The following is a 22,530-nucleotide window of genomic DNA, read 5'->3' as shown; positions in this document are numbered from 1 at the left end:
TTAAACGCCTCCGATCAACTGCATTAGTTGACGCATAGTCAAAAGCAAGAAATTGAAGAGTTGGGTGACAACCGTCATCATCATCCCCATCACCAGTATGATAACCGCTAAGCCGGCTATGATTTTCACTGGAATTCCGACAACGAACACATTTAATTGAGGGACTGTCCTAGCAAGGATCCCTAGAGTGACATCCACTAAGAAAATACTTCCCACTACAGGTATGGACATTTGAAAAGCAATCATGAAAGCTTTGCTGAAAGCTTTGGCCAAATATTCTATCAGTGTATTATTTCCGAATGGTACAAATAATTGGTCAATCGGGATGAACTGATAACTATAAAAGATTCCGTCCAAAAGCAAATGATGGCCGTTAGTACTCAATAGGAATAATAAAGCGATTGTATAAAGATATTGTCCCATCAACGGGCTTTGTACCCCAGTTTGGGGATCGATGACATTGGCAATTGAAAAACCCATTTGAAAATCAATCAATCCTCCAGCGATTTGAACGGCCGATAAAATCATATAGGCAGCAAACCCAATGAAGAGCCCAACAACTGCTTCCTTTATGATTAATAAATAAAATGTGACATCCAAGTCCAGAATCGGGGCTTCAATGGTAAAGTACATGATCCAGGCAAGGAAGACCCCAAGCCCCACTCGATGTTGTACCGGTATTGAACGGTACGAAAAATCGGCATAGCCACAAAAAACGTAGTGACCCTGACCACAATTAATAAAAAGGCGGGAAAGTGCGGAAATAATTCCTCCATGCCCTACCCTACAAATCGATTCAGATTACCGAATATTTCATTTGCATATGATAATAGATGGCTCAGCATCCATGGAGCCAATAGTATGAGACCCAATAAGACGGCCACGATTTTTGGAACAAAAGCCAAGGTTTGTTCCTGAATCTGTGTAGTCGCCTGAAAGATGCTTACTAATAGCCCTACAATAAGAGCGATTACCATCAATGGGCCTGCGATAATCAATACCATATAAATTCCTTTTTCTGCTACATCAACAACAAACTCTGCACTCATTTTTTCTCACCTGCTTAAAAACTCTGTAATAATGACTTCACTACTAAATACCATCCGTCAACAAGAATGAAAAGGAGGATTTTAAATGGCAGTGAAATCATGACCGGCGGCAACATCATCATACCCATCGACATCAAGACACTTGCAACGACCATATCAATAACCAAAAATGGAATGAAAATCATAAAACCTATTTGAAAAGCTGTTTTGATTTCACTGATTGCAAAAGCTGGTACAAAGGCAGTCAAGGGAATGTCCTGTATCGTTTCCGGCTTATCAACCTTGGCATACTCCAAGAATAACTCCAAATCCTTTTGCCTAGTATGGGCACTCATGAATTGCTTAAAAGGTATCGAGGCCTGTACATATGCCTCTTCTAAATCTATTTCTTCATTAAATAACGGGGTTAATGCCTTTTCATTCACTTCCTGAAAAGTCGGTGCCATTATGAAGAATGTCATGAAAAGAGCCAGGCCGACCAACACCTGATTCGGCGGCATCTGCTGTGTAGCTAGCGACGTTCTCACAAAACTCAGGACAATGATGATTCTTGTAAAACAGGTCATCAAGATCAATATGCTTGGAGCCAGCGATAAAACGGTCATTAGAAGAACAAGTTTGACGGAAGTAGAGACATTAGTGGGATCACTGTTATTAAAAAACTCCATGAACTCATTCATTGTCTCTCCCTTTCCTTTCAAGCTCATTTAACAGCTTCTTCCTGCTATCAGACATTTGATCGAGTTGATTTTTGAACTCTGTAGAGAAACTTGCGGTTTCGGGTTCTCTTTTCTTCAACAACTTATGTTTCACCTTAATTGCAAATTCTCCAGGCTGGATCATTTGATCCATCTTATCGTTGTAATCTTTCAAAAGCTGCTCATATTCCTTAGGATTATCTATTTCTTTCAAGAGTTGAATATTTTCGCCAACCCCGATCACCAATATTCGCCCGCCGACTTTAACAAGCTGGACAGAACGATTTGCGCCAAGGCTCGTACCGCCTAAATTCTCCACTGAATTTGCCTTTTGATACGATTTACTTTTTTTATTGATGAACTTTAATAGGATATATAGAAGCGCAACTACAAAAATGGTAGCAAAAATCATCCTCAGAAACTCCCAAACGGTTATCCCCACTTTATTTGGATTCGTAGCCTGGTTGGTAGATTGCGAGTCTTTTGATTCATCCTTATCCACTTTTAAATCATCTGGCTGTTCATAAACATCCTTCACCGTTTTTTCAAGATCTTCTGCATGGGCCTGTATGGCCCCTGAAAAGATTACTGCTATCAGCAGTGTGGCCTGAAGCCATTTTTTAATAAAAAACAATATGAAGACACCCTCTTAACTTAATGCTTTATTTATGGCTTCCAACACCCGGTCTGCCTGGAATGGCTTCACGATAAAGTCTTTTGCGCCCGCCTGGATTGCATCAATGACCATGGCTTGTTGCCCCATTGCTGAACACATAATGACCTTCGCTTGAGGATTTACCTTTTTAATTTCCTTTAATGCTGTAATTCCATCCATTTCAGGCATAGTAATATCCATCGTTACAAGATCCGGATGCGTTTCTTTATATTTTTCCACTGCTTGGGCACCATCCGCTGCTTCCCCTACTATTTCAAAACCATTTTTAGAAAGGATATCCTTTATCATCATTCTCATAAATGCTGCATCGTCCACAATTAAAATTCTATTAGCCATTATTTTCGTCCCCCAAATTACCTGATTTTATTTAATCTTTCACTTTGACTCATGATATCCGTAACACGCACTCCAAAATTTTCATCAATCACCACTACCTCACCTTTTGCTATCAAGCGGCTGTTTACCAGGATATCCACTGGCTCGCCTGCTAATTTATCCAATTCGATGATAGATCCGGATGACAGCTCCAAAATATCCTTGACTGAGCGCTTCGTTCTCCCAAGCTCCACAGTTACTTGCAAAGGGATATCCATCAGCATACTGAGATTTTTCGATTCAGACTCTTGAAGCTGATAAGGCTGAAAACTAGTGAAACTGGCAGGCTGAACATTTACCGGCTGCCCTGTTGGTACGGATGAAGCCCCAAAATGCTGCGGCACATTCGGTATTTGGTTCGTAGGTTGGGGTTGGTAACCCCCTTGTCCATAAAATTCATTAGACGATTGAGTAGGCCGGGAGTTCTGGACTGCCGCCGGCTCCTGAGATGGAATGTTTGTTACTGGATCACTTAGTGCCTTTTGCGTTTTCATATGGGTAGGTTCGCTATCGCTTGTTCCCTTTAATAATTCAGAAACTAACCCTTTAGCAAATTCCACTGGCAACAATTGCATAATACTGGAATCAATTAAGTTACCGACACGAAGACGGAACGAGATTTTCGCAAATAAATCCTCGTCCGGTATCGCATTTTCACCTTGTCCTTTTATAAAGTTAAGTAAATCTATGCTAGGAGGAGAAATATCCACCTTTTTACCAAAAATGGTCGACATCGATGTCGCAGCAGAACCCATCATCTGGTTCATGGCTTCCTGGACCGCACTCAATTGAATTTCTCCCAGCAGGTCAGAAGGATTCTCCCCATCACCGCCAAGCATCAAATCTGCAATGATAGCAGCATCGCTCTGCTTGATGACCAGCATATTAATACCTGAGAAACCTTCTGTATATTGCACTTGAATCGCTACATACGGATGCGGAAATTCTTCCGTGATCTGTCCCCTTTCAATTAAGGTAACCGTCGGGGTGGTGATATCCACTTTCTGATTCAACAAAGTGGATAGGGCAGTGGCCGAACTTCCGAAGGAGATATTACCAATTTCACCAAGGGCGTCGAGTTCCATCATTGATAAATAATCGTCAATCGAAAGAGAGTTCACCTCACCTTCTATATCACTTGTACCTTTTAAAAGGGCATCTATCTCGTCTTGTGAAAGCATTTCATCACTTACCATCTTCGTCTCCCCCTTTCAAAATTTCAAGAATCTGGATGGCGTGTTTTTTTCCCACTTTTCCTGGCTGCCCACTGTATTTGGGGACCCCTCCAATTTTAATCGTCAAAGGTTCATCTATTGTCTTATTTAAATCAATGACATCACCAACATCAAGCAGCAAAAAATCCTGGATGGTGATATCCGTAGAACCAAGTTCCGATATTATGGGAAGGTCTGCGTTTCTGATACGCTTTTCCAAAATCATGATTTCCTCTGGGATTTTTTCCTTTTGGGAATTTTCCATCCAATAATGAGCAGATAACTTTGGTATGATTGGTTCTAATACGACGTGTGGAATGCAAATATTAATCATTCCGCTCGTTTCGCCGATTTGTGTATTCAAGGAAATGACAACAACAGTATCGTTTGGCGAAACCAGTTGAAGAAATTGTGGGTTCACCTCGAACTCTGTCATCACCGGTTCGATTTCAACAATCGTACTCCAAGCCTCCTGTAAATTTTCAAAAGCCTTCTCGAATAAATTCGACATGATTTTCGTTTCTATTTCCGTTAAACTATCTACCTTATTCACACTTATGCCCCGCCCGCCCAAAACTCGATCCATCATGGAATAGGCGATATTCGGGTTGACCTCAAGAATGATACGTCCATCCAAGGGTGGCACCTCAAACACATTCAGGATGGTCATTTTCGGGATTGATCGAATAAACTCTTCGTATGGTATTTGATCTGCCGAAGCAACGGATATTTGAACATATGTCCTAAGTTGAGCCGAAAAGTATGTGGTCAGCAACCTTGCAAAGTTCTCGTGTATCCTGGTCAAACTCCGGATTTGATCCTTTGAAAACCGAAGGGCCCTTTTAAAGTCGTAAACTTTCACTCTTTTTTCTACTTCTTCTTTCTTTAAATCATCTGCATCCATTTCACCTGTGGAAATGGCCGATAACAAAGCATCGATTTCATTTTGCGATAATATTTCCCCGGACATTAACACTCACCTCCAAAGCTTCTCCTTCTTATTTAAAGTCGCAAGGATGTCCTTATTGAAGAATCGAGGAGGTTATATAAACCTTTTCAACGTTTCCTTCTTCCATTAATTCATTCATTCTAGTCTTTAGCGCTTCCTGAAGCTTTTCCTTACCTTTTTTACCGGTCAACTCTTCCGCTTTCATTTCGGAAAGTTCGGTAATGATGATATTTTTCACTTGAAAACTTCTTTTTTCCAACTCTTCTTTTGCCTTTTTATTTTCTGTTTGGACCATAAATGAGATTTTAATATAATCATTGCCGGCAAGATTCGTTGTAATTTCGGGAATTTCAACTGATGATTCGACTATTTCGTCAATGCTGGGTTTTTCTTCGGCAGATGTGGGATCAGATAACTTTGTCACAACCACGACCGCTATGACACCAACAAGCGTGATGGCTACGAGTATAATCAACATAATAGTCCATAGATTTTTTTTCATGATCTTTCCTCCACATCATTACGAAAACCGAGAATTTTCACGGTACGATAAAATTGTATAATGGCTTCAACCATTTCCTCTTCCTTCTCAAGCACAACGATTTTCTTACCATTTGTAAAAGTAATGGTCGTATCTGGCAATGACTCGACTGTATTTATGTACAATGCATTAATATGAAAGCATTTTCCATTGAGCCTTGTAACTTTGATAATGATATTTAGGAGCCAAAGCAATAAGCCCCTGGCTCCTCCCTCCCTTAACCTATCGTTTTAAGTTGACCAATTCTTGTAAAATTTCATCCGATGTCGTGATAATCCGGGAATTCGACTGGAACCCACGTTGCGCAACGATCATTTCAGTAAACTCTTCGGATAAATCCACATTGGACATTTCCAAAGAACCTGATGCAATCACCCCGCGGCCCTCACCTGCAATATTGATGTTTGCAGTACCTGAATTGATCGATTCCTGAAAAGTATTACCACCGGTTTTCGTCAAGCCTGATGAATTGGAAAACTTGGCAACGGCCAATTGGCCTAATGTTGTGATCAGACCGTTGGAATATACGCCATTTATTTCCCCTGATGAACCAATATTAAAGCTCTCCAGTTTCCCTTCTTTATTACCATTCGGATTGACAAGAGCAGTCGTAGAACCTTTAACTTGAGTAAGGTTCGAGAAATCAAAATCCAATTTAATCTTCTGAACGCTTTCGTCAACTGCTGTATTCGAGTCATCCTCTTTGCCGCTTGAAATGTTAATGGTTTGACCAGCCAGGGTTTTATCAGCTACCACTAACTGACCATTAGCATCGAAGTTCGACGAAGTGAACGATTTTGGTTTAGTAGCTGAAGTATCCCCAAAAGTAGCAGGTTCTTCATCAAAAAGCTCCCATTTATCATCACCGGTCTTTTGGAAATAGATAGTTGCCGTTTGTTCTTTACCCTTTTCATCCACAACTTTCATTTGTTGGCTAAATACGGTACCATCAATTGCGTCAGCAGCTAGATTTTCACTTACTGATATTTTAGTAGAGGTTACAGCAGGTAAAATCGCATTGACGTTAACAGCAACGTCACCTATTGTTTTTGATCGTTTTCCGTTTTCATCAACCTTATAAGCCTGTACCTTCAAACCATTCGAGTTGACAAGCGTACCATTATCATCCAGATAAAAGTTTCCTGCACGTGTATACGAAAGTGCATCGCCTTGTTTGACGATGAAATAGCCATCCCCAGATATACCTAAGTCAAGATCACGGCCAGTGGTTTGCAAGCTTGACTGTGTATGTATGGTATCGATTGTAGCAATCGTTGAGCCCAACCCAATTTGTTTAGAATTGGTTCCACCTTTATTGGCTGTTGCTGCACTTGCACCAGATACCGTTTGGTTCATCGCATCGCTGAATGTCACGCGGCTTTTTTTGAAACCGTAAGTATTGACATTGGCGACGTTATTACCGATAACATCCAATTTTGTTTGTAGGTTTTTTAATCCGCTTATTCCCGAATACATTGAACGAAGCATGTAAAAGCTCCCCTTTCATATAGCGACTGCTTCTGTCATTCCACAGTCCAGGCTTCCTTTTCTAGGTCAAGCCCATTAATCCAAAATTATGGTTCCATTGATGTTCGTGAAAATTCGAGATGATGCTTCATCCCTGTCCATGACTGTGATGACTTTGTTGTTTTTCGTACTTACTATGAGTGCCTATTATCTGTAATTATAAGAGATTCGGTCACGCCCATCTTTTTGGCCTCATTAGCTTTATCGGCTATTTGGTTTGCGGTGCTATTTCTATATTTCTTTCATACATCCGCATTTGAGCATGTTTACTAATGGTCAACTTTTCATAAGTGGAAACAGCTGCTTGAAAATGCTGTTGAAAACCTTGTCGGACGATCTACCTTTGCGGCAAAGGTACTTTTTTTGTGACATCATCTGAGCGGAATTTGCTTGAAAACCAAGTTCATTCATATTCCCGCTCCTTAAGCTTTAGCGATTTTAATCAATTGCTCTGATGATAGCTTGGTGTTGTTTTCATCATCCACTTCAATTTGCAGCTTGCCTTTATTCAGGGATACCGAGATTACGACAGCAGACGACTCTCCATTTTTTTCATCCATCCAGGAAACACGCTTGCCTATTAATTCACTTGCCGCCGTCAAGCTATTCGTCGTGGAACTAGATTGTTTCATCGCTGAAATATTTGCGGGTTCAAGCTTTGTGCCATCTTCCAGAAGGAAATGAACACCATCACCTTTATATTGGATCGACTTAACGATGCCTGTCCCTTCTTCTATCGCAAGGTCATCATCACCTTCATCCAATTTGTGCCAAGTGACTTCCTTACCGACAAAAGAGTTATAGTTCATTAAACTATTTTGTTGATTGATCCCAATTATTTCTTCCATTTGGGATCCCATATTCATCATTTGTTCCAGAGAAGAAAAAGTGGCCATTTGGGCGATGAATTCCGTATTGTCCATCGGACTTGACGGATCTTGGTTTTGAAGCTGGGTAAGCAGCAATTTCAAGAAATCATCTTTTCCCAATGCATCCCCGGTTTTTCTGTTTTCAGTTTGGGATTTTGATAATAATAGTGACTTATCGATGGTCGTCATTTTTCCACCTACACTTCCAGATTTAACAGAGCATCGGCAAGGGATCCCGTAAACTCGCTTTCCGTCTCATCATTGCTTTCTTCCTTACTCTCTTGTTGCTCATTATGTTCATCCGTGTCTTTCTGGCTGAATTTCTCGGAGTTAAAAGCATTGAAGGACTGTGATATTTCAATTTTTTCTATCTGAATGTTTTGGCCGCTAAATGCTTGTTTTAAGCCATGAATCTGTTTTTCAAGTATATCTTTGGCCTGAGCAGTAGTAGCCATAATCTTGGCTGACAGCATACCATCCTTTTGAATCAACTCGATCCTAAGGGAGCCCAAATGTTCGGGATTCAATCTGATCAACAGTTTATTTACTCCGTTAGTTCCGCTAAAGTTCGTTTTACTCAAAATATTTTCAAATTGTTTGATAAACTCTTCTTGACTTACAGTTTGATCACCTTTGGAAGCTGTCAAGACAAATTGCTCCAACTTTGTCATGAGAAAAGGCATGGAACCTTGATGGTTACCGCTATCCCCATTCTGCAATGTCACACCGCTTCGGATTGTCCCTTCTTTACTTACCTTGTCACTCCCCGATAATTGTGAGAATGCGCTTTTCAATGTTTCCATTGTTTTATTTTGCCCTTTTTCCACAATATCGGAATGTTCAGGTTCTGACTTTTGTTTTGACTGATTGGACAGCATTTTCTCCAGTTTTCCCGTCATACCTTCAAGCAGGTTTTTCAATTGTTTCTGGATAGCTGCTTCATCTTGTGTCATATCCTTATTCTCCGAGAGAAGATCTTGAATTTTCACCAATTTCAAAAGATTCACCACACCAGGTAAAGGGAGACCATTCGATTCTTCATCACTCAAGACTGTAACTTTTTTTAGGATTGAATAAAGTTCCATGACATTGGCTGATAACAAACTGTGTGGATTCAGGCTCAAGTCATCCTGTTCTTGTTCTAAATCCATTTCCTCGATGCTCGCAAAGAAATCAGTAAGGGCACCCTCATCATTTCCGGTTACTTTTTTTAATACCAGTAAAAGAAGGTTGCTAAATTCTTCTTGGTTGTTTACTGAATGACTTTCAACAACACTCTCTTCGCCTGGATCACTTAACCTTTCAAGTTTCAAAAAAACAAGCAAATCCTTTAAAACGGACAATCGTTCTTCAGTAATGCCACCTGATTCCGATGGAAGGGATGGTTCCACCTCTACGACAGACTGAAGGACGAAACCAAACCCGGTATAAGTTTGCTGATTTTGCTTAATTGGTATCTTTTGATCTAATGATGCCAAGGTAAGTAAAGAATTGATGGCTGAATTCATATATTATTCACCTCCGTACTCTTTTCTCTTAAGAACTTTGTTCCGTTAGTTTCTTCGTTAACCTTGCAGCATCAGCGGTTGTCATTTGCTCCAATACCTTAGCTAAAGTGGCTGCCTTCATACTTGAGAGAATCTCCACCGCGTCTTCATCATTCATTTCTGTAATGATGGGTGCAGACTTCTTGGGAGCCATGGTTTCATAAGTGCGGATTATATCTTTGAATGCCTGTTTACTACCATTCTGACTATCCTTAAGTAGATTCATTTCTGTTTGAAGCTGCTGTTTTTCAGCTTCTGCCTTTTCAATGGCCTTGTCACGTGTATCAATGATGCCCTCAAGCTTGTCTATCTCTTTTTCCTTGTTTTCAATCTCGGTTTCTAATTTTTCGAGCTTCATCAAAACTTTCTCATCATTCTTGGATGGATTACCTTTCTCTTCACCATTTTGATTCGATTCAATGAATGGTATTTCCCCTGACATTTCCTTTGCCTTTTCCACAACATCGACCCCCGCAACTGTAAAAACGATCAACGCTACAGTTACCGCAAAGATTAAAGGAATGAAGATGACAAGAAACCATTGAAACTTACTTATTTTGTTTTCTTCCAATTCTTCCAATCCAGTAGATTCATTACTTTTTTTACGCATTTTATCACCTAACGCCTTTGCTTAAGAATTGCCGGATTGATATTTCATCCATTTGTTTATTCTCAGCTTCCTTAATGACATCCAGAAATTTATGAAAATCATTTTCTTTCATTTTCTCGTACTTTTTAACCTCAATATTCCTTGCCATCAATATACCCCGTTGAACATTCATCTTGTATCGCGCTTCAATGACCTCCTGTTGACAGTGGCTTAAGAGTTTCTCCAAGTTGTCCATAAATAACTGATGGTGACGAATTTCCTGAACGGATAATCCATTTCGCAGCTTTTCCTGTTGAAACTCGAGCAACTCTTCTTTTTTCCTTAAAAGCTTATATAACTTTTCTGCCACTTCTTCAAATTTTTTTAAAGCAGTATTATATTTAGCTAGTGCATCGGTTTTTTCTTTTTCTTTGATGGTCAGGATCTTCTCGAATTTGTATTGATAAATCATAACTAATCACCTTTCTCCATCAATTCGACAAGGGCGTTAATACTATTATCTTTGGGAGCTTTTTCATGGGTGCCTTGCTTTAAAAATGAAATGATTTCCGGATAGCGGGTAATGGAGTTATCAATTTGTTTGGAAGACCCTTTCTTATAAGCTCCTATATTAATCAAATCTTCCGATTCCATATAGGTTGATAAACTTGCCCTTAATCTTTCTGCGGAGTTTTTATGCTTGTCCCCAACAATATTATTCATGACACGACTTATGCTCTTTAATACATTGAGGGCTGGAAACTGACCTTTATTGGCTAAGTTACGGTCTAGTATGAAGTGACCATCCAAAATCCCCCTGACAGCATCAGCAATCGGCTCATTCATATCATCACCGTCGACTAGAACCGTATAAAACGCTGTAATGGTACCTAGCTGATTTGTTCCAGTTCTCTCGAGTAATCTTGGAAGGATGGCAAAAACGGATGGCGTATACCCTTTGGTCGTCGGCGGTTCTCCGATAGCAAGTCCGATTTCCCTCTGGGCCATCGCAACCCTCGTGACTGAATCCATCATCAGCATCACGTTCAATCCCTTATCACGAAAATGTTCGGCGATGGCCGTTGCCGTTAAAGCACCTTTTATCCTCATCAACGCTGGTTGATCAGATGTTGCCACTACAACGATTGATCGTGCCAGCCCTTCAGGTCCAAGATCTTTCTCAATGAATTCACGAACTTCCCGGCCACGTTCTCCAACAAGACCGATTACGTTTAAGTCAGCCGTCGTATTCCTTGCTACCATTCCAAGTAGCGTACTTTTCCCTACTCCGCTCCCTGCAAAGATACCAACACGTTGACCTTTTCCAACTGTTAATAAACTATCAATCACTCGCACTCCTACATCTATCTGTTCATCAATGGGAGGTCGTTTCATCGGATTTGGCGGATCTTGATCCACAGGAACTGTAGCTAGACCTTTTGGAAGCCGTGAATCATCAATCGGATGTCCCAATGGATCGACTACCTTCCCAATAAGTCCACTTCCCACCTTTATCTCAAGACTCCGCCCGCTTCCTTCCACGATACAACCCGGTGCAATATCGCTAACTGCTGTAAATGGCATTAAAATAACCATTTCATCACGGAAACCGACAACTTCAGCTAATATTCTGTTTTTCTTTTTTTGTATACCCGTATAGATATAACAAACATCGCCTACAGAGCTTTCAGGGCCTTGAGATTCTATCATTAACCCTACGACACGCTTGACCCGTCCATAATGTTTGAATGGATCAACTTCATCGACTAAGGGCAATAGGTCTCTAGTTTTCATCTTTACTCCCCTTCCAGCAATTCAGTTAGTTTCACTTTTATTTCCTGCAACTGACTGTCGACACTTGCATCCATTCTTCCATTTTCGGATTCGATAATACAGCTGTTTTCTTCAAGTTCATCATCCGGAAAGATATATAACTCGGTATCCTTTGGAAAGATTGCCATCAACTCTTCCTTATGAGAGAGAATCGATTGATATTGGACCGGGTGGATATGCAATTGTACTTCACGGTAATCCCTCACCTCTTTGATGGCTCTCTTGACTATGGATAGAAAAGACACTTCATCGTTTTCAAGCTGGTGCCCGATAATTTTCTCCGCCACCTTCACGGCAAGATTCAAAATAACGGTTTCAGATGATTCGATATGCTGCCGATAATCTTTTTTAGAGGACTCTACCACTTCTTTTGCGAAAGCTATTTCCCCTGCAATCTCGTTATAACCCTTTTGGATTCCATCTTCGACTCCTTGCTGATACCCTTCTTTTTGAGCTTGTTCGATAAACATCACTTTTTCTTGATTTTCCCAATGTTCTCGTTCTAACTGGATTTCTGCAGCTATCGTTTGGGCTTTTTGTTTAGCATCCAGTAATAACATTTCGGCTTCCTGCTTAGCATCATTCAGAAATTCATCAGATTGAAAATGTTGAACGTTTCTCCGTTCATCTGCATCATCATTTTGAAGAAAGTAAAAAGGTCGAACTTTTATCGCTATCTTTTTGCTTTTCTCCTGATGGGCCTGCTGGGATTTGATAATCCTAGACAATGATATCATCCCCTCCACCGCGGGCAATCACAATATCTCCATTTTCTTCCAGGTTACGAATGACAGCAACTATTCTGGATTGTGCTTCTTCTACATCACGCAAACGTACAGGCCCCATATATTCCATTTCTTCCTGGAACGTTTCGACCATGCGTTTTGACATGTTTCGGAAAACGATTTCTTTCACTTCATCACTTGCCACTTTAAGAGAAAGTTTAAGGTCTTCATTATCAGAATCCCTTACTACACGCTGAATCGCCCTGCCATCAAGGGTCACGATATCTTCAAAAACAAACATTCGTTTCTTGATTTCCTCAGCAAGCTCTGGATCTTGAATTTCGAGTGCATCCAAGATCGTTCTTTCCGTGGAACGGTCAACACCATTCAACACATCCACAACCGCTTCTACTCCACCAGTCTGTGTATAATCTTGGGTCACGGTCGCAGAAAGTTTCCTTTCGAGTATTTGCTCGACTTCATTGATGATTTCCGGCGACGTGCTGTCCATTAAAGCTATCCTTCTTGCAATATCGGCCTGCACCTCTTGCGGAAGTTCAGACAATATTTGTCCAGCCTGTGTGGGATCAAGATAGGACAAAATTAATGCAATAGTCTGCGGATGCTCGTTCTGGATGAAATTCAAGATCTGTCCAGGATCTGCCTTTCGGGCAAAGTCGAATGGACGAACTTGTAAGGAAGATGTTAAACGGTTAATGATGGCGGCTGCCTGATCAGTACCTAATGCCTTTTCAAGTACCTGCTTCGCGTATCCTATCCCGCCCTGTGAGATGTAATCCTGTGCTAAAGCAATATTATGGAATTCTTCCAGGATTTCTTCTTTATCATGGGAGTCCACTTTCCTCACTCCCGAAATTTCTAGAGTCAATCTTTCAATTTCCTCTTCAGAGAGATGCTTATATACGGATGCAGAAACATCCGGGCCTAAGGAAATAAGGAGGATGGCAGCTTTCTGTTTGCCAGTCAATCCAGTCTTTTTTTTTCTTTCTGTCACTTTCCCTGCCTCCTAGTCTTCTGCTATCCAGCTTCTTAATAATTTTGCAAATTCATCTGGTTTTTCTTTTGCAAGTTTCTCAAGCTGTTTTCGTTTTAAAGATGCTTCCGTTTCCTTCTCTTTGTTTAAATCCGGAACATCAAATACAACTTCTTCCTCTTCAACCTCGTACTCCTCTTCCATTTCAGCTTGCTTTCGGGAACGGAAGAATAAGATTAAGAGAATGATAATGACTAGTAAAAGCACTCCACCGACGATGTATGCCCATATTGGTAACGATGGACTCGTTTCATCTTTTGGCAACTTCATTTTTCCGTTAAAAGGTTGAACGGAAATCGCAATTTTATTATTAAGCTCCTCTTCCGTCAGTTCTTCCCCTTCAACTTTTTTCTCGATTGTCGTGCGTATTATCGTACCAAGGATTTGGGAAATATCATCCACACTCTGTTGAGATAAAGAATTTGGATCGTCAGCAGTGGGCGGTTCAACCATGACCTGAATGCCTAAATCCTTAACTTTATATGGGCTTCCGACTATTTCCTTCTTGATTCGGTTCACTTCACTATTTATCTTTTCATCCACTTTTTCATAATCACCGGATCCGGTTGTGCCTTCAACGTAACTGGATCCCAATGAATCAGAGGAATCCTCACTTTGCGGAACGCCTCCTGCACCTGCTGCGTCCCCACTATACGATTCATTGATCCTTTGCGCAGAAATCTCAATTCCAGCCATATTTTCTTCATCGACCGGTTCAACTAAATTCTCTTCCCGGTTTTCTTGAGTGAAATCAACGTCTGTCGTGACAGAAACAACCACTTTGTCTCTCCCCATTATCGTTCCAAGCATATTTTGTACCTGTCTTTGAATATCGCGTTCTATTTCTTTTTTAATTTCGTTTTGGGTAGCAAAAGCCGACGCAAAAGAAGAATTTTTATTTTCAAGATCGAAGTACTCAAAGTCTTGGTTCATAATGACGATATTATTTGTAGGAAGATTAGGGACACTTTTTGAGACCAGATGATAAAGGGAATTGATTTGACTTTCTTCAAATTTATAACCGGGTTTTGTATTCAATACAATGGATGCTGACGATTCCCCAGCTGAATCACTGACGAAAACTCCTTTATCAGGAAGAGTGATCATTACACTGGCATCTTCTACTCCATCAATTTTTTTTATTAAACTGGCCAATTCCGTTTGCATCGAGTCCAGTTTAATGACATTGAATTCATTTTCAGTCATCCCGATACCAGCACTTTGACTAAAAAAAGAATAGTCGATACTGCCGGATTCCGGAATTCCTTCAGCTGCCAGTTCCACTTTCAGTGAATCCAGGCTTTCTTCAGGAACCATTATGGTCGTACCATTTTCAGATACTTCGTTCTTAATCCCTTGACTGTCTAAATTTTCTTTGATACTCCCCGTCTCCGATGGAGTTAAATTGGAATATAAGGGCACCAGCGTCGTACGAGTGGTTAAAATTGAAACAGCCGTAATGATGATGATAATCAATGCTGCTGAACCAATCATCATCATTTTTTGTTTTTTACTGCGGCTCTTCCAGTAAGTAGTTAATTTGTTCTTAACATTCACTAATACTTCATTCATTTAAATCCCCCGGTCAGTCTATGAATTTATGAGTGGGGGATTCATTTTCCCCCTGGTCATTTTTCTCAATATTAATGAGGTCTTAAAAATGAATGCTATATACTCATTCTCATCATTTCTTGGTAGGCTTCAACAACCTTATTCCGAACCTCTAATGTAGCCTGCATGGTAACGCTGGCTTTTTGTGAAGCTATCATCACCGAATGAAGCTCAACATCATCTCCATTAACCAGTTTGGTTGTAAGGTCATCAGATGTCGCTTGTGTTTCGTTGACTTTATTCATTGATTCTTTTAATACCGACGCAAAATTCCGGTGTGCTTCGTATGGTGTATTAGTATTGTTCTGATTTTTTTTCAGCACATTACCTGGATGGTCCATTGGCGAAAGAGAAATCCCCTCCATATCAACACTCTCCATTCAAATTTTATTTTCCGATTTCCAACGCTTTCATCATCATTCCCTTTGATGCATTTAAAACTGTCACATTTGCTTCGTATGAACGTGTTACATTCATTAAATCGACCATTTCCCTAAGCGGGTCGACATTTGGCATTTCAACATAACCGTCTTCATTGGCATCTGGGTGTTCGGGATTGTAATCCAGTTCAAAAGGTGTTTTGTCTTTAACAATTCCAGTCACCTTTACTCCATTCCCGACCTCGCTTGTTTTTCCGGATGCTGCGTTTAAAAAACTTGAAAAACCTTCTTCCTTACTTTGCATCACAACCGCTTTTCTTGTGTATGGTTTCCATGTTTTCGATTCCGCGTCATATTCTCCCCTGGTCGTATCGGCATTAGCCATATTCGCAGATATTACATCCATCCTTAACCTTTGACTGGTCAGACTAGACCCAGTCATATTTATACTTTGGAAGATTCCCATCACTTACCTCCTCTAATTACATTCTCCAATGATTGAAACTTACCTGAAAGCCTTTCTGTGACTGCATTATAATAAATCTGATTGGCAGCAAGATCCGTCATTTCCTTATCAACGTCCACACTATTTCCGTTATTGTTATATTGGACGTTTTTCTGCGTCACGATGGGAGAAACATGACTGCCCTCTGATTTGAAGGTGAAATGTCGTTCATCGGTTCGATATGACTCCAGGGAATCTTCCAGCTCTGCTTTAAAGGATTGTGTTTTGTCGACCTCTTTAGCTTTATAGTTAGGCGTATCCGAATTGGCTATGTTCTGTGAAATGACTTTTTGTTTTGTATTAGAATAATTAAGAGCATTTTCTAGTGATTGAAAAGTATTCGAAAATAATTCCATATCGATCACCTCTTTCTTTATTTAACAGATAATTACTTTACCAATAAATTAACCCAATGCATTTATGGTTTAATTTTAAAGAAACATAATAAGTATGTCCATAAACAACACAAAGACTTTAGACCTATTATCGTCGAAATTTGTCACAAATTGCTCAAATTTGGCGTAATTTTTAGTATTATTCTAGGATTAATATTACGTATATTACATTTTATTATGATATTCTACATTTTAACCAAATTTTACTTCTATTAGCTTATTTATCATATCGAAAAACCGATCTATATACCTGATACTTTAGAACTAATTTTTACATTTACTTTCAAGTAATTATTTCCATTTAGTTAATTTCATCCTTTTAAATAAAGGGTTTATTAAAAAACATATGACAAATGCACTATTTCGTTTTTTTAAAAAACGAATCATTTCAAAGTTATTACCCATTCGACAAATTTCCCTTTTACAATAAGAAGGACTGAAACTCTTTACCTAAAAGTCATTGATTACATAAAATTAATTACCCCCAGCAACTTTTAGTTTTCATCATTTCAATAGTTATAATAATATAATTACCCTTTTAAAGAAAAATTTAACTATATTTATAGCTCCTCGTAAAAAACACGCTTTATTCGCATTTCCATTTAAGATCTTTAATTCGAATTACCTCTTTTTGCTTGTTTGTCTTGTCCTAGCCAGCTTCACATGGAAAAAACTCACAAAAAAAGGCAGCCCTTTTTCAAGGGCTGCCTTTCTGTATGTTAATTATTTTTAAGCTTCTCTAATTCAAGAAGGAATTTATCATTCAATACTTTGATATAAGTACCTTTCATCCCAAGGGAGCGTGATTCAATGACTCCTGCACTCTCTAGTTTCCTAAGCGCATTTACGATTACGGAACGAGTGATGCCTACACGGTCTGCGATTTTTGATGCTACAAGCAGACCTTCATTACCTTTAAGCTCTTCAAAAATGTGCTCAATAGCTTCCAATTCGCTGTACGATAACGAGGAAATTGCCATTTGAACCACAGCTTTACTACGAGCTTCTTCTTCTATCTCTTCTGATTTTTCACGAAGGATTTCCATACCTACTACAGTCGCACCATACTCAGCCAAAATTAAATCGTCATCGTGAAATTTTTCTTGTAATCGAGCAAGAACCAGAGTTCCTAAACGCTCTCCCCCACCCATAATCGGTACGATCGTTGTTAAACCAGTTGCGAAAAGCTCTTTGTTTTCCACTGGGAAAGCAGTGTATTCACTTTCGATATCAAGATTGGAAGATGTTTCGGGAATATTGAATAGGTTTTTTGTGTACACTTCAGGGAATTGTTTATCTTCCAACATTTTGTACATGCGTTCATTTTCGATTTGCTGACTTACCGCTATGCCTAGTAATTTCCCGCGGCGGCTGACGACAAAAACATTTGCTTCGATAACTTCACTTAAACTTTCGGCCATTTCTTTGAAGTTAACTGCTTTACCTGCTGCTTTTTGGAGCATTGCATTGATTTTTCTTGTTTTTGCTAATAAGTTCATTTGATTTGTTCCTCCTAAAAATACCATGGTTCACAATAACTATGAAGTTGTATTTCCGTAATTTTATGTTCATTGCATAGGCAAATTATTGCCAATTGTTTCTAAATTAAAGGATAAACTGGCTTAAATCTTTGTTCCGGGCGATAGAACCAAGCTTACCTTCGACATATTGGGGCGTAATTGTAATCTTCTCCATCGTAATTTCCGGTGCTTCAAACGATAAGTCTTCCAGCAGCCGTTCTAAAATGGTATGAAGTCTTCTTGCACCAATATTGTCTGTGTTTTGATTCACTTCGAAGGCCACTTCAGCTATCTTACGAACAGCATCGTCAGAAAATTCAATTTCTATACCTTCAGTTTCTAATAAAGCAACATATTGTTTTAACAAGGCATTATCCGGTTCATGAAGAATCCGTACAAAGTCGTCTACAGTCAGTTTGTTCAATTCTACACGGATTGGAAATCTACCTTGTAATTCAGGGATAAGGTCGGATGGTTTAGCCATATGAAAGGCTCCTGCTGCAATGAATAAGACATGATCCGTTTTAACTGAACCATATTTAGTCACGACTGTCGAACCCTCAACAATTGGCAGGATATCCCTTTGGACACCTTCTCTTGATACATCCGCGGATGAACTTCCAGACTTCTTACTGGCAATTTTGTCGATTTCATCAATGAAGATAATTCCATTTTGCTCAGCACCGTATACTGCATCGGACGTTACTTCATCCATATCAATCAATTTTGCCGCTTCTTCATTTGTTAAAACGATTCTCGCTTCACTTACCTTCAATTTGCGCTTCTTGCTTTTCTTTGGCATCAAGCTTCCTAAAGCGTCCTGCATGTTCATCCCCATTTGTTCCATTCCCGAACCTTGGAGCATATCAAACATCGAAGCAGCCTGTTCTTCCACTTCGACTGTTATCATTTCACTTTCTAACTCACCATTTGTCAGTTTTTCAGCGACGATTTTTCTTTTTTCCTGCAAACTTAAATCTTCGGAATTTTCTTCCGAATCCTGTTCATCTTGATTGTTATTGCCTCCAAAAAAGACTTCAAGAGGATTCTTGAAATTACTCTGTTTTTTGGTTGATGGCACTAATAGCTCTATTAAACGTCTATTTGCATTTTCTTCAGCCCGTTCCTTTACGCTGGCCATCTTTTCTTCCTTCACGAGGCGGACGGAAGTCTCCACCAAATCACGAACCATGGACTCTACATCCCGGCCGACATATCCGACTTCCGTAAATTTCGTTGCTTCGACTTTTACAAAAGGAGCACCTACCAATTTAGCCATTCTCCGAGCTATTTCTGTTTTCCCAACGCCAGTCGGTCCAATCATTAATATGTTCTTCGGAACGACTTCATCACGAAGTTGATCCGAGAGAAGGGAACGTCGGTAGCGATTCCGAAGAGCCACTGCCACTGCCCGTTTTGCTTCACGCTGACCTACGATATACTGATCCAGTTTTTCAACGATTTGCCTCGGTGTTAAATTAGCTTTTTTTGACATTTGCGCTCCTCCTTACAACTCTTCCACGATTATATTCGTATTGGTAAATACACAAATTTCCGCTGCAATTTGTAAAGATGATTCTGCGATTTCCTTTGCCGATAAATGGTCACTGGAAAATCGCATTAATGCCCTGCCGGCAGCCAGTGCATAATTCCCTCCCGATCCTATGGCGAGAATTCCGTCATCCGGTTCAATTACTTCCCCGGTACCAGAAACGAGCAGCAAATGGTTCTTATCCATCACGACCAGCATGGCTTCGAGCTTTCTCAATACATTGTCACTTCTCCATTGTTTTGCCATTTCGACGGCAGCACGCTGAAGGTTGCCATTATACTCTTCAAGTTTAGCTTCGAACATCTCAAATAAAGTGAATGCATCTGCAACAGAACCTGCAAAACCTGCAAGTACATTACCATTAAAGATTTTTCTTACTTTCCTTGCGGTATGCTTCATCACTACTGAATTTCCTAAAGTAACCTGCCCATCACCGGACATGGCACATTCACCTTTATGATGCACTGCAAATATCGTTGTCATAAAGTGTCCCCTTTCAACATTTAAGGCCGCGGATGTGATGCATTGTAGACTTTTTTTAATTGGTCTTTTGTAACATGCGTATACACTTGCGTTGATGAAATTTTAGAATGACCAAGCAATTCCTGTACCGTCCGAATGTCCGCCCCATTATTCAATAGGTGTGTAGCAAAGGAATGCCTTAGCATATGGGGATGAAGACTTCCATCTGCGGCTGACTTTTTAATCAATTCATTCAATATATAGCGAACTCCCCTAGGTGTAAGAGGGTCTCCACGAAAATTAACAAATAAATAAACATGCGCCTTGGCGTCAGACGAAGTCATTTCCATCCTGGCTGTACGTATGTATAAATCTATCGCTTCTTGAGCATATCTACCAACCGGAACGTAGCGATCTTTTTTTCCTTTTCCATGGACCAGTACTGTACCTAAGGAAAGATCGATATCCTGCAGTTTAATCTCACAGCATTCACTAACGCGAATGCCTGTCGCATAAAGTAATTCCAATAATGCATTGTTCCTTATTCCTATCGGTGAATCTTTCTTTAAAGAAGAAAACAACAGTTTCATTTCCTTCTCATAAAGAAAACGTGGCAGTCTTTGATCCTTTTTAGGTAAAGAAACAAGAGAAAAAGGATTATCCTTCACATCACCTTCACGTAGTAAAAATTTATAAAAGCTCCGTAAGCAAGAAGTCTTTCTGGCTACAGTGCGCTTAGAAAGTTTTTTCTCATATAAATTCGTTAAAAACAACCGGACATCAAAATATTCAACAGACGTGATATCGGCAATGCCCTGTTCGTTAAGGAACAGGAAAAATTCTTGAATATCACGTTTGTAATTTTCAATGGTGTAATGTGAACTGTTTTTTTCAATTTGTAAATATTCGATGAAGGATGATAATGCCTTTTTTTGATTAATCATGGAAACACCTCGCAAAGGCTAATAAATAGTATCATACTTTAAAACAGCAGGCAAATATTTTACAAATTTTTCACAAAGTTCTGAATTGTGTCCAAAGCGCGTTTAGCATGTGTTTCGTTACGCTCTTTTTTGGATTTGATTCTCACTTCAAGGTCTGGAAGCAATCCAAAGTTGGCATTCATCGGCTGAAAACTCTTTCCATTTGTCGACGTTATGTACCTTGCCATGCTGCCCATTGTCGTCTCAGCAGGGAAAATGGTAGGCTCCAATCCCTGGACGATCCTTGCAGCATTGATACCTGCAACTAGTCCCGATGCTGCCGATTCTACATACCCTTCGACGCCAGTCATCTGACCTGCAAAGAATAAATCATCCCGATTTTTGAATTGGTACGTAGGCTTCAGAACATTAGGTGAGTTTATGAAAGTGTTGCGATGCATAACTCCATAACGTACAATTTCCGCATTTTCCAATCCAGGTATGAGCTGCAATACTTCTTTTTGCGGCCCCCATTTCAAATGTGTCTGAAAACCAACAATGTTGTAGAGAGTTCCTGCCGCATCATCTTGGCGCAATTGAACTACAGCAAAAGGGCGTTTTCCTGTTTTCGGATCTTCCAATCCAACAGGCTTCAATGGACCAAATAACATCGTTTTCTTCCCACGTGAGGCCATCACTTCAATCGGCATGCAACCTTCAAAAAAGATTTCTTTTTCAAATTCTTTAAGTGGGACTGTTTCAGCGGCAATCAATGCTTCATAAAAGCGGTCAAACTCCTCTTCCGTCATCGGACAGTTCAAATAAGCGGCTTCCCCTTTATCATAGCGGGATTTCAAATATACTTTATCCATGTTGATGCTGTCTTTTTCAAGAATTGGAGCGGCAGCATCGTAGAAATACAAGTATTCTTCATCCATGATTTGCTTTAAGCTGTCCGAAAGTGACTGGCTTGTAAGCGGACCGGTTGCAATGACCGTAGGACCATCCGGAATTTCCGTCACTTCCTCATTAATGACCGTTACATTTGGGTGATTTTTGACCTTTTCCGTCACTAGTCCGGCAAATTCATGGCGATCAACAGCTAAAGCACCCCCAGCCGGCACAGCGCAAGCATCTGCTGCGGACATGATGACCGAATCAAGTATACGCATTTCTTCTTTTAATACACCAACTGCATTTGTTAACGTATTTGCCCGAAGTGAATTGGAACAAACAAGTTCAGCGAATTTATCGGTATGATGGGCTGGCGTTTGTTTTACCGGGCGCATTTCGTATAGATCGACTTTAATTCCTCTTTTAGCTAACTGCCACGCCGCTTCACTTCCAGCAAGCCCAGCACCGATTACACTTACTTTTGTTTCTTTCATTTTTCGAACCTCCATGTATAGATATGATAAGACAGGATCATTTATCATTAAAATTGCTTTCATAAAAGTTTCATTTTTAACGATATCTATGTATTTATACCCAAAATACCCATTCCTGTTATTAATTTAAAGCATATGCCGCAATCCG

26 protein-coding genes and 1 pseudogene are annotated in these 22,530 nt (G+C 39.9%); all 27 read right to left on the bottom strand.

Going from position 1 to position 22,530, the window contains the following annotated elements; translation table 11 throughout:
* Positions 1 to 776: pseudogene (gene fliR / locus ACDZ29_RS19020) on the bottom strand (flagellar biosynthetic protein FliR).
* A 3-nt stretch (positions 777 to 779) separates the two neighbouring features.
* Positions 780 to 1,049 (bottom strand): flagellar biosynthesis protein FliQ, encoded by a 270-nt coding sequence (fliQ, locus tag ACDZ29_RS19015; RefSeq protein ID WP_289324398.1) that lies wholly within the window; start codon positions 1,047 to 1,049, stop codon positions 780 to 782.
* A gap of 14 nt (positions 1,050 to 1,063) precedes the next feature.
* The gene (gene fliP, locus ACDZ29_RS19010) at positions 1,064 to 1,729 is read right to left on the bottom strand and encodes a flagellar type III secretion system pore protein FliP (protein ID WP_289324397.1); all 666 of its coding nucleotides are present in this window, start codon (positions 1,727 to 1,729) and stop codon (positions 1,064 to 1,066) included.
* Entirely contained in the window at positions 1,722 to 2,381 is a 660-nt protein-coding gene (locus ACDZ29_RS19005) for a flagellar biosynthetic protein FliO (protein ID WP_375088352.1), read from the bottom strand. Before ACDZ29_RS19005 ends, fliP begins: the two co-directional genes overlap by 8 nt.
* Positions 2,382 to 2,396: 15 nt before the next feature.
* Complete coding sequence (locus ACDZ29_RS19000; protein WP_063231856.1) at positions 2,397 to 2,759, bottom strand: response regulator; 363 nt, start codon at positions 2,757 to 2,759, stop codon at positions 2,397 to 2,399.
* 17 nt (positions 2,760 to 2,776) lie between these two features.
* Positions 2,777 to 3,994, bottom strand: a complete 1,218-nt coding sequence (gene fliY / locus ACDZ29_RS18995) for a flagellar motor switch phosphatase FliY (protein WP_375088351.1) — start codon at positions 3,992 to 3,994, stop codon at positions 2,777 to 2,779.
* On the bottom strand, positions 3,984 to 4,982 hold the full coding sequence (fliM, locus tag ACDZ29_RS18990; protein WP_289324394.1) for a flagellar motor switch protein FliM: 999 nt from the start codon (positions 4,980 to 4,982) through the stop codon (positions 3,984 to 3,986). The genes fliY and fliM overlap by 11 nt, the downstream gene beginning before the upstream one ends.
* A 52-nt stretch (positions 4,983 to 5,034) precedes the next feature.
* A complete protein-coding gene (gene fliL, locus ACDZ29_RS18985; RefSeq protein ID WP_289324393.1) occupies positions 5,035 to 5,463 on the bottom strand; it encodes a flagellar basal body-associated protein FliL in 429 nt (142 codons plus the stop codon).
* Entirely contained in the window at positions 5,460 to 5,627 is a 168-nt protein-coding gene (locus tag ACDZ29_RS18980; RefSeq protein WP_375088350.1) for a flagellar FlbD family protein, read from the bottom strand. Before ACDZ29_RS18980 ends, fliL begins: the two co-directional genes overlap by 4 nt.
* A gap of 97 nt (positions 5,628 to 5,724) precedes the next feature.
* The gene (locus ACDZ29_RS18975) at positions 5,725 to 6,990 is read right to left on the bottom strand and encodes a flagellar hook protein FlgE (RefSeq protein WP_375088349.1); all 1,266 of its coding nucleotides are present in this window, start codon (positions 6,988 to 6,990) and stop codon (positions 5,725 to 5,727) included.
* A 75-nt stretch (positions 6,991 to 7,065) separates the two neighbouring features.
* Positions 7,066 to 7,131, bottom strand: a complete 66-nt coding sequence (locus ACDZ29_RS18970) for a hypothetical protein (RefSeq protein ID WP_289327273.1) — start codon at positions 7,129 to 7,131, stop codon at positions 7,066 to 7,068.
* A 320-nt stretch (positions 7,132 to 7,451) separates the two neighbouring features.
* Positions 7,452 to 8,087 carry a flagellar hook assembly protein FlgD gene (gene flgD / locus ACDZ29_RS18965; RefSeq protein ID WP_375088348.1) on the bottom strand — a complete coding sequence of 212 codons (636 nt, stop codon included), beginning with the start codon at positions 8,085 to 8,087 and terminating at the stop codon, positions 7,452 to 7,454.
* An 8-nt stretch (positions 8,088 to 8,095) separates the two neighbouring features.
* Complete coding sequence (locus ACDZ29_RS18960) at positions 8,096 to 9,406, bottom strand: flagellar hook-length control protein FliK (RefSeq protein WP_375088347.1); 1,311 nt, start codon at positions 9,404 to 9,406, stop codon at positions 8,096 to 8,098.
* Between the two features lie 28 nt (positions 9,407 to 9,434).
* Positions 9,435 to 10,055: a MotE family protein gene (locus ACDZ29_RS18955; RefSeq protein WP_375088346.1), complete on the bottom strand. Its 621-nt coding sequence runs from the start codon at positions 10,053 to 10,055 to the stop codon at positions 9,435 to 9,437.
* A 4-nt stretch (positions 10,056 to 10,059) separates the two neighbouring features.
* A complete protein-coding gene (gene fliJ, locus ACDZ29_RS18950; protein WP_289324388.1) occupies positions 10,060 to 10,506 on the bottom strand; it encodes a flagellar export protein FliJ in 447 nt (148 codons plus the stop codon).
* Positions 10,507 to 10,508: 2 nt separating this feature from the next.
* The gene (fliI, locus tag ACDZ29_RS18945; RefSeq protein ID WP_289324387.1) at positions 10,509 to 11,828 is read right to left on the bottom strand and encodes a flagellar protein export ATPase FliI; all 1,320 of its coding nucleotides are present in this window, start codon (positions 11,826 to 11,828) and stop codon (positions 10,509 to 10,511) included.
* Between the two features lie 2 nt (positions 11,829 to 11,830).
* Positions 11,831 to 12,595 (bottom strand): flagellar assembly protein FliH, encoded by a 765-nt coding sequence (fliH, locus tag ACDZ29_RS18940; RefSeq protein ID WP_289324386.1) that lies wholly within the window; start codon positions 12,593 to 12,595, stop codon positions 11,831 to 11,833.
* Positions 12,588 to 13,607: a flagellar motor switch protein FliG gene (gene fliG / locus ACDZ29_RS18935; protein ID WP_375088345.1), complete on the bottom strand. Its 1,020-nt coding sequence runs from the start codon at positions 13,605 to 13,607 to the stop codon at positions 12,588 to 12,590. The genes fliH and fliG overlap by 8 nt, the downstream gene beginning before the upstream one ends.
* A 12-nt stretch (positions 13,608 to 13,619) precedes the next feature.
* The gene (gene fliF / locus ACDZ29_RS18930) at positions 13,620 to 15,218 is read right to left on the bottom strand and encodes a flagellar basal-body MS-ring/collar protein FliF (protein WP_375088344.1); all 1,599 of its coding nucleotides are present in this window, start codon (positions 15,216 to 15,218) and stop codon (positions 13,620 to 13,622) included.
* 95 nt (positions 15,219 to 15,313) lie between these two features.
* Entirely contained in the window at positions 15,314 to 15,598 is a 285-nt protein-coding gene (gene fliE, locus ACDZ29_RS18925) for a flagellar hook-basal body complex protein FliE (protein WP_375091169.1), read from the bottom strand.
* Between the two features lie 46 nt (positions 15,599 to 15,644).
* On the bottom strand, positions 15,645 to 16,103 hold the full coding sequence (gene flgC, locus ACDZ29_RS18920) for a flagellar basal body rod protein FlgC (RefSeq protein WP_289324383.1): 459 nt from the start codon (positions 16,101 to 16,103) through the stop codon (positions 15,645 to 15,647).
* Complete coding sequence (gene flgB / locus ACDZ29_RS18915) at positions 16,103 to 16,498, bottom strand: flagellar basal body rod protein FlgB (RefSeq protein WP_375088343.1); 396 nt, start codon at positions 16,496 to 16,498, stop codon at positions 16,103 to 16,105. The genes flgC and flgB overlap by 1 nt, the downstream gene beginning before the upstream one ends.
* Before the next feature lie 758 nt (positions 16,499 to 17,256).
* Positions 17,257 to 18,036 carry a GTP-sensing pleiotropic transcriptional regulator CodY gene (gene codY / locus ACDZ29_RS18910; protein ID WP_053345318.1) on the bottom strand — a complete coding sequence of 260 codons (780 nt, stop codon included), beginning with the start codon at positions 18,034 to 18,036 and terminating at the stop codon, positions 17,257 to 17,259.
* 106 nt (positions 18,037 to 18,142) lie between these two features.
* Positions 18,143 to 19,552, bottom strand: coding sequence for an HslU--HslV peptidase ATPase subunit (gene hslU, locus ACDZ29_RS18905; protein WP_289324381.1), 1,410 nt, complete (start codon positions 19,550 to 19,552; stop codon positions 18,143 to 18,145).
* Between the two features lie 12 nt (positions 19,553 to 19,564).
* On the bottom strand, positions 19,565 to 20,092 hold the full coding sequence (hslV, locus tag ACDZ29_RS18900) for an HslVU peptidase proteolytic subunit (RefSeq protein ID WP_289324380.1): 528 nt from the start codon (positions 20,090 to 20,092) through the stop codon (positions 19,565 to 19,567).
* A gap of 20 nt (positions 20,093 to 20,112) precedes the next feature.
* Positions 20,113 to 21,015 carry a tyrosine recombinase XerC gene (gene xerC / locus ACDZ29_RS18895; protein WP_289324379.1) on the bottom strand — a complete coding sequence of 301 codons (903 nt, stop codon included), beginning with the start codon at positions 21,013 to 21,015 and terminating at the stop codon, positions 20,113 to 20,115.
* A 59-nt stretch (positions 21,016 to 21,074) separates the two neighbouring features.
* Positions 21,075 to 22,382 carry an FADH(2)-oxidizing methylenetetrahydrofolate--tRNA-(uracil(54)-C(5))-methyltransferase TrmFO gene (trmFO, locus tag ACDZ29_RS18890; RefSeq protein WP_289317168.1) on the bottom strand — a complete coding sequence of 436 codons (1,308 nt, stop codon included), beginning with the start codon at positions 22,380 to 22,382 and terminating at the stop codon, positions 21,075 to 21,077.
* Positions 22,383 to 22,530 lie beyond the last annotated feature (148 nt).

The organism is Peribacillus sp. RS7 (assembly GCF_041956845.1).
GTDB lineage: Bacteria > Bacillota > Bacilli > Bacillales > DSM-1321 > Peribacillus.
The sequence above is the reverse complement of the archived record's forward strand: the minus strand, read 5'-3'. Positions and strand labels throughout refer to the sequence as shown.

Bases quoted from the DNA above. Each gene is read 5' to 3' on its own strand.
- fliJ (WP_289324388.1), bottom strand. From the start codon at position 10,506: ATGATTTATCAATACAAATTCGAGAAGATCCTGACCATCAAAGAAAAA.
- hslV (WP_289324380.1), bottom strand. From the start codon at position 20,092: ATGACAACGATATTTGCAGTGCATCATAAAGGTGAATGTGCCATGTCC.
- hslU (WP_289324381.1), bottom strand. From the start codon at position 19,552: ATGTCAAAAAAAGCTAATTTAACACCGAGGCAAATCGTTGAAAAACTG.
- flgC (WP_289324383.1), bottom strand. From the start codon at position 16,103: ATGGGAATCTTCCAAAGTATAAATATGACTGGGTCTAGTCTGACCAGT.
- codY (WP_053345318.1), bottom strand. From the start codon at position 18,036: ATGAACTTATTAGCAAAAACAAGAAAAATCAATGCAATGCTCCAAAAA.
- ACDZ29_RS18975 (WP_375088349.1), bottom strand. From the start codon at position 6,990: ATGCTTCGTTCAATGTATTCGGGAATAAGCGGATTAAAAAACCTACAA.
- ACDZ29_RS19000 (WP_063231856.1), bottom strand. From the start codon at position 2,759: ATGGCTAATAGAATTTTAATTGTGGACGATGCAGCATTTATGAGAATG.
- flgB (WP_375088343.1), bottom strand. From the start codon at position 16,498: ATGGAATTATTTTCGAATACTTTTCAATCACTAGAAAATGCTCTTAAT.
- ACDZ29_RS18955 (WP_375088346.1), bottom strand. From the start codon at position 10,055: ATGCGTAAAAAAAGTAATGAATCTACTGGATTGGAAGAATTGGAAGAA.
- trmFO (WP_289317168.1), bottom strand. From the start codon at position 22,382: ATGAAAGAAACAAAAGTAAGTGTAATCGGTGCTGGGCTTGCTGGAAGT.
- fliM (WP_289324394.1), bottom strand. From the start codon at position 4,982: ATGTCCGGGGAAATATTATCGCAAAATGAAATCGATGCTTTGTTATCG.
- fliQ (WP_289324398.1), bottom strand. From the start codon at position 1,049: ATGAGTGCAGAGTTTGTTGTTGATGTAGCAGAAAAAGGAATTTATATG.
- fliL (WP_289324393.1), bottom strand. From the start codon at position 5,463: ATGAAAAAAAATCTATGGACTATTATGTTGATTATACTCGTAGCCATC.
- fliI (WP_289324387.1), bottom strand. From the start codon at position 11,828: ATGAAAACTAGAGACCTATTGCCCTTAGTCGATGAAGTTGATCCATTC.
- fliP (WP_289324397.1), bottom strand. From the start codon at position 1,729: ATGAATGAGTTCATGGAGTTTTTTAATAACAGTGATCCCACTAATGTC.
- fliF (WP_375088344.1), bottom strand. From the start codon at position 15,218: ATGAATGAAGTATTAGTGAATGTTAAGAACAAATTAACTACTTACTGG.
- flgD (WP_375088348.1), bottom strand. From the start codon at position 8,087: ATGACGACCATCGATAAGTCACTATTATTATCAAAATCCCAAACTGAA.
- fliE (WP_375091169.1), bottom strand. From the start codon at position 15,598: ATGGACCATCCAGGTAATGTGCTGAAAAAAAATCAGAACAATACTAAT.
- fliY (WP_375088351.1), bottom strand. From the start codon at position 3,994: ATGGTAAGTGATGAAATGCTTTCACAAGACGAGATAGATGCCCTTTTA.
- ACDZ29_RS18960 (WP_375088347.1), bottom strand. From the start codon at position 9,406: ATGAATTCAGCCATCAATTCTTTACTTACCTTGGCATCATTAGATCAA.
- xerC (WP_289324379.1), bottom strand. From the start codon at position 21,015: ATGATTAATCAAAAAAAGGCATTATCATCCTTCATCGAATATTTACAA.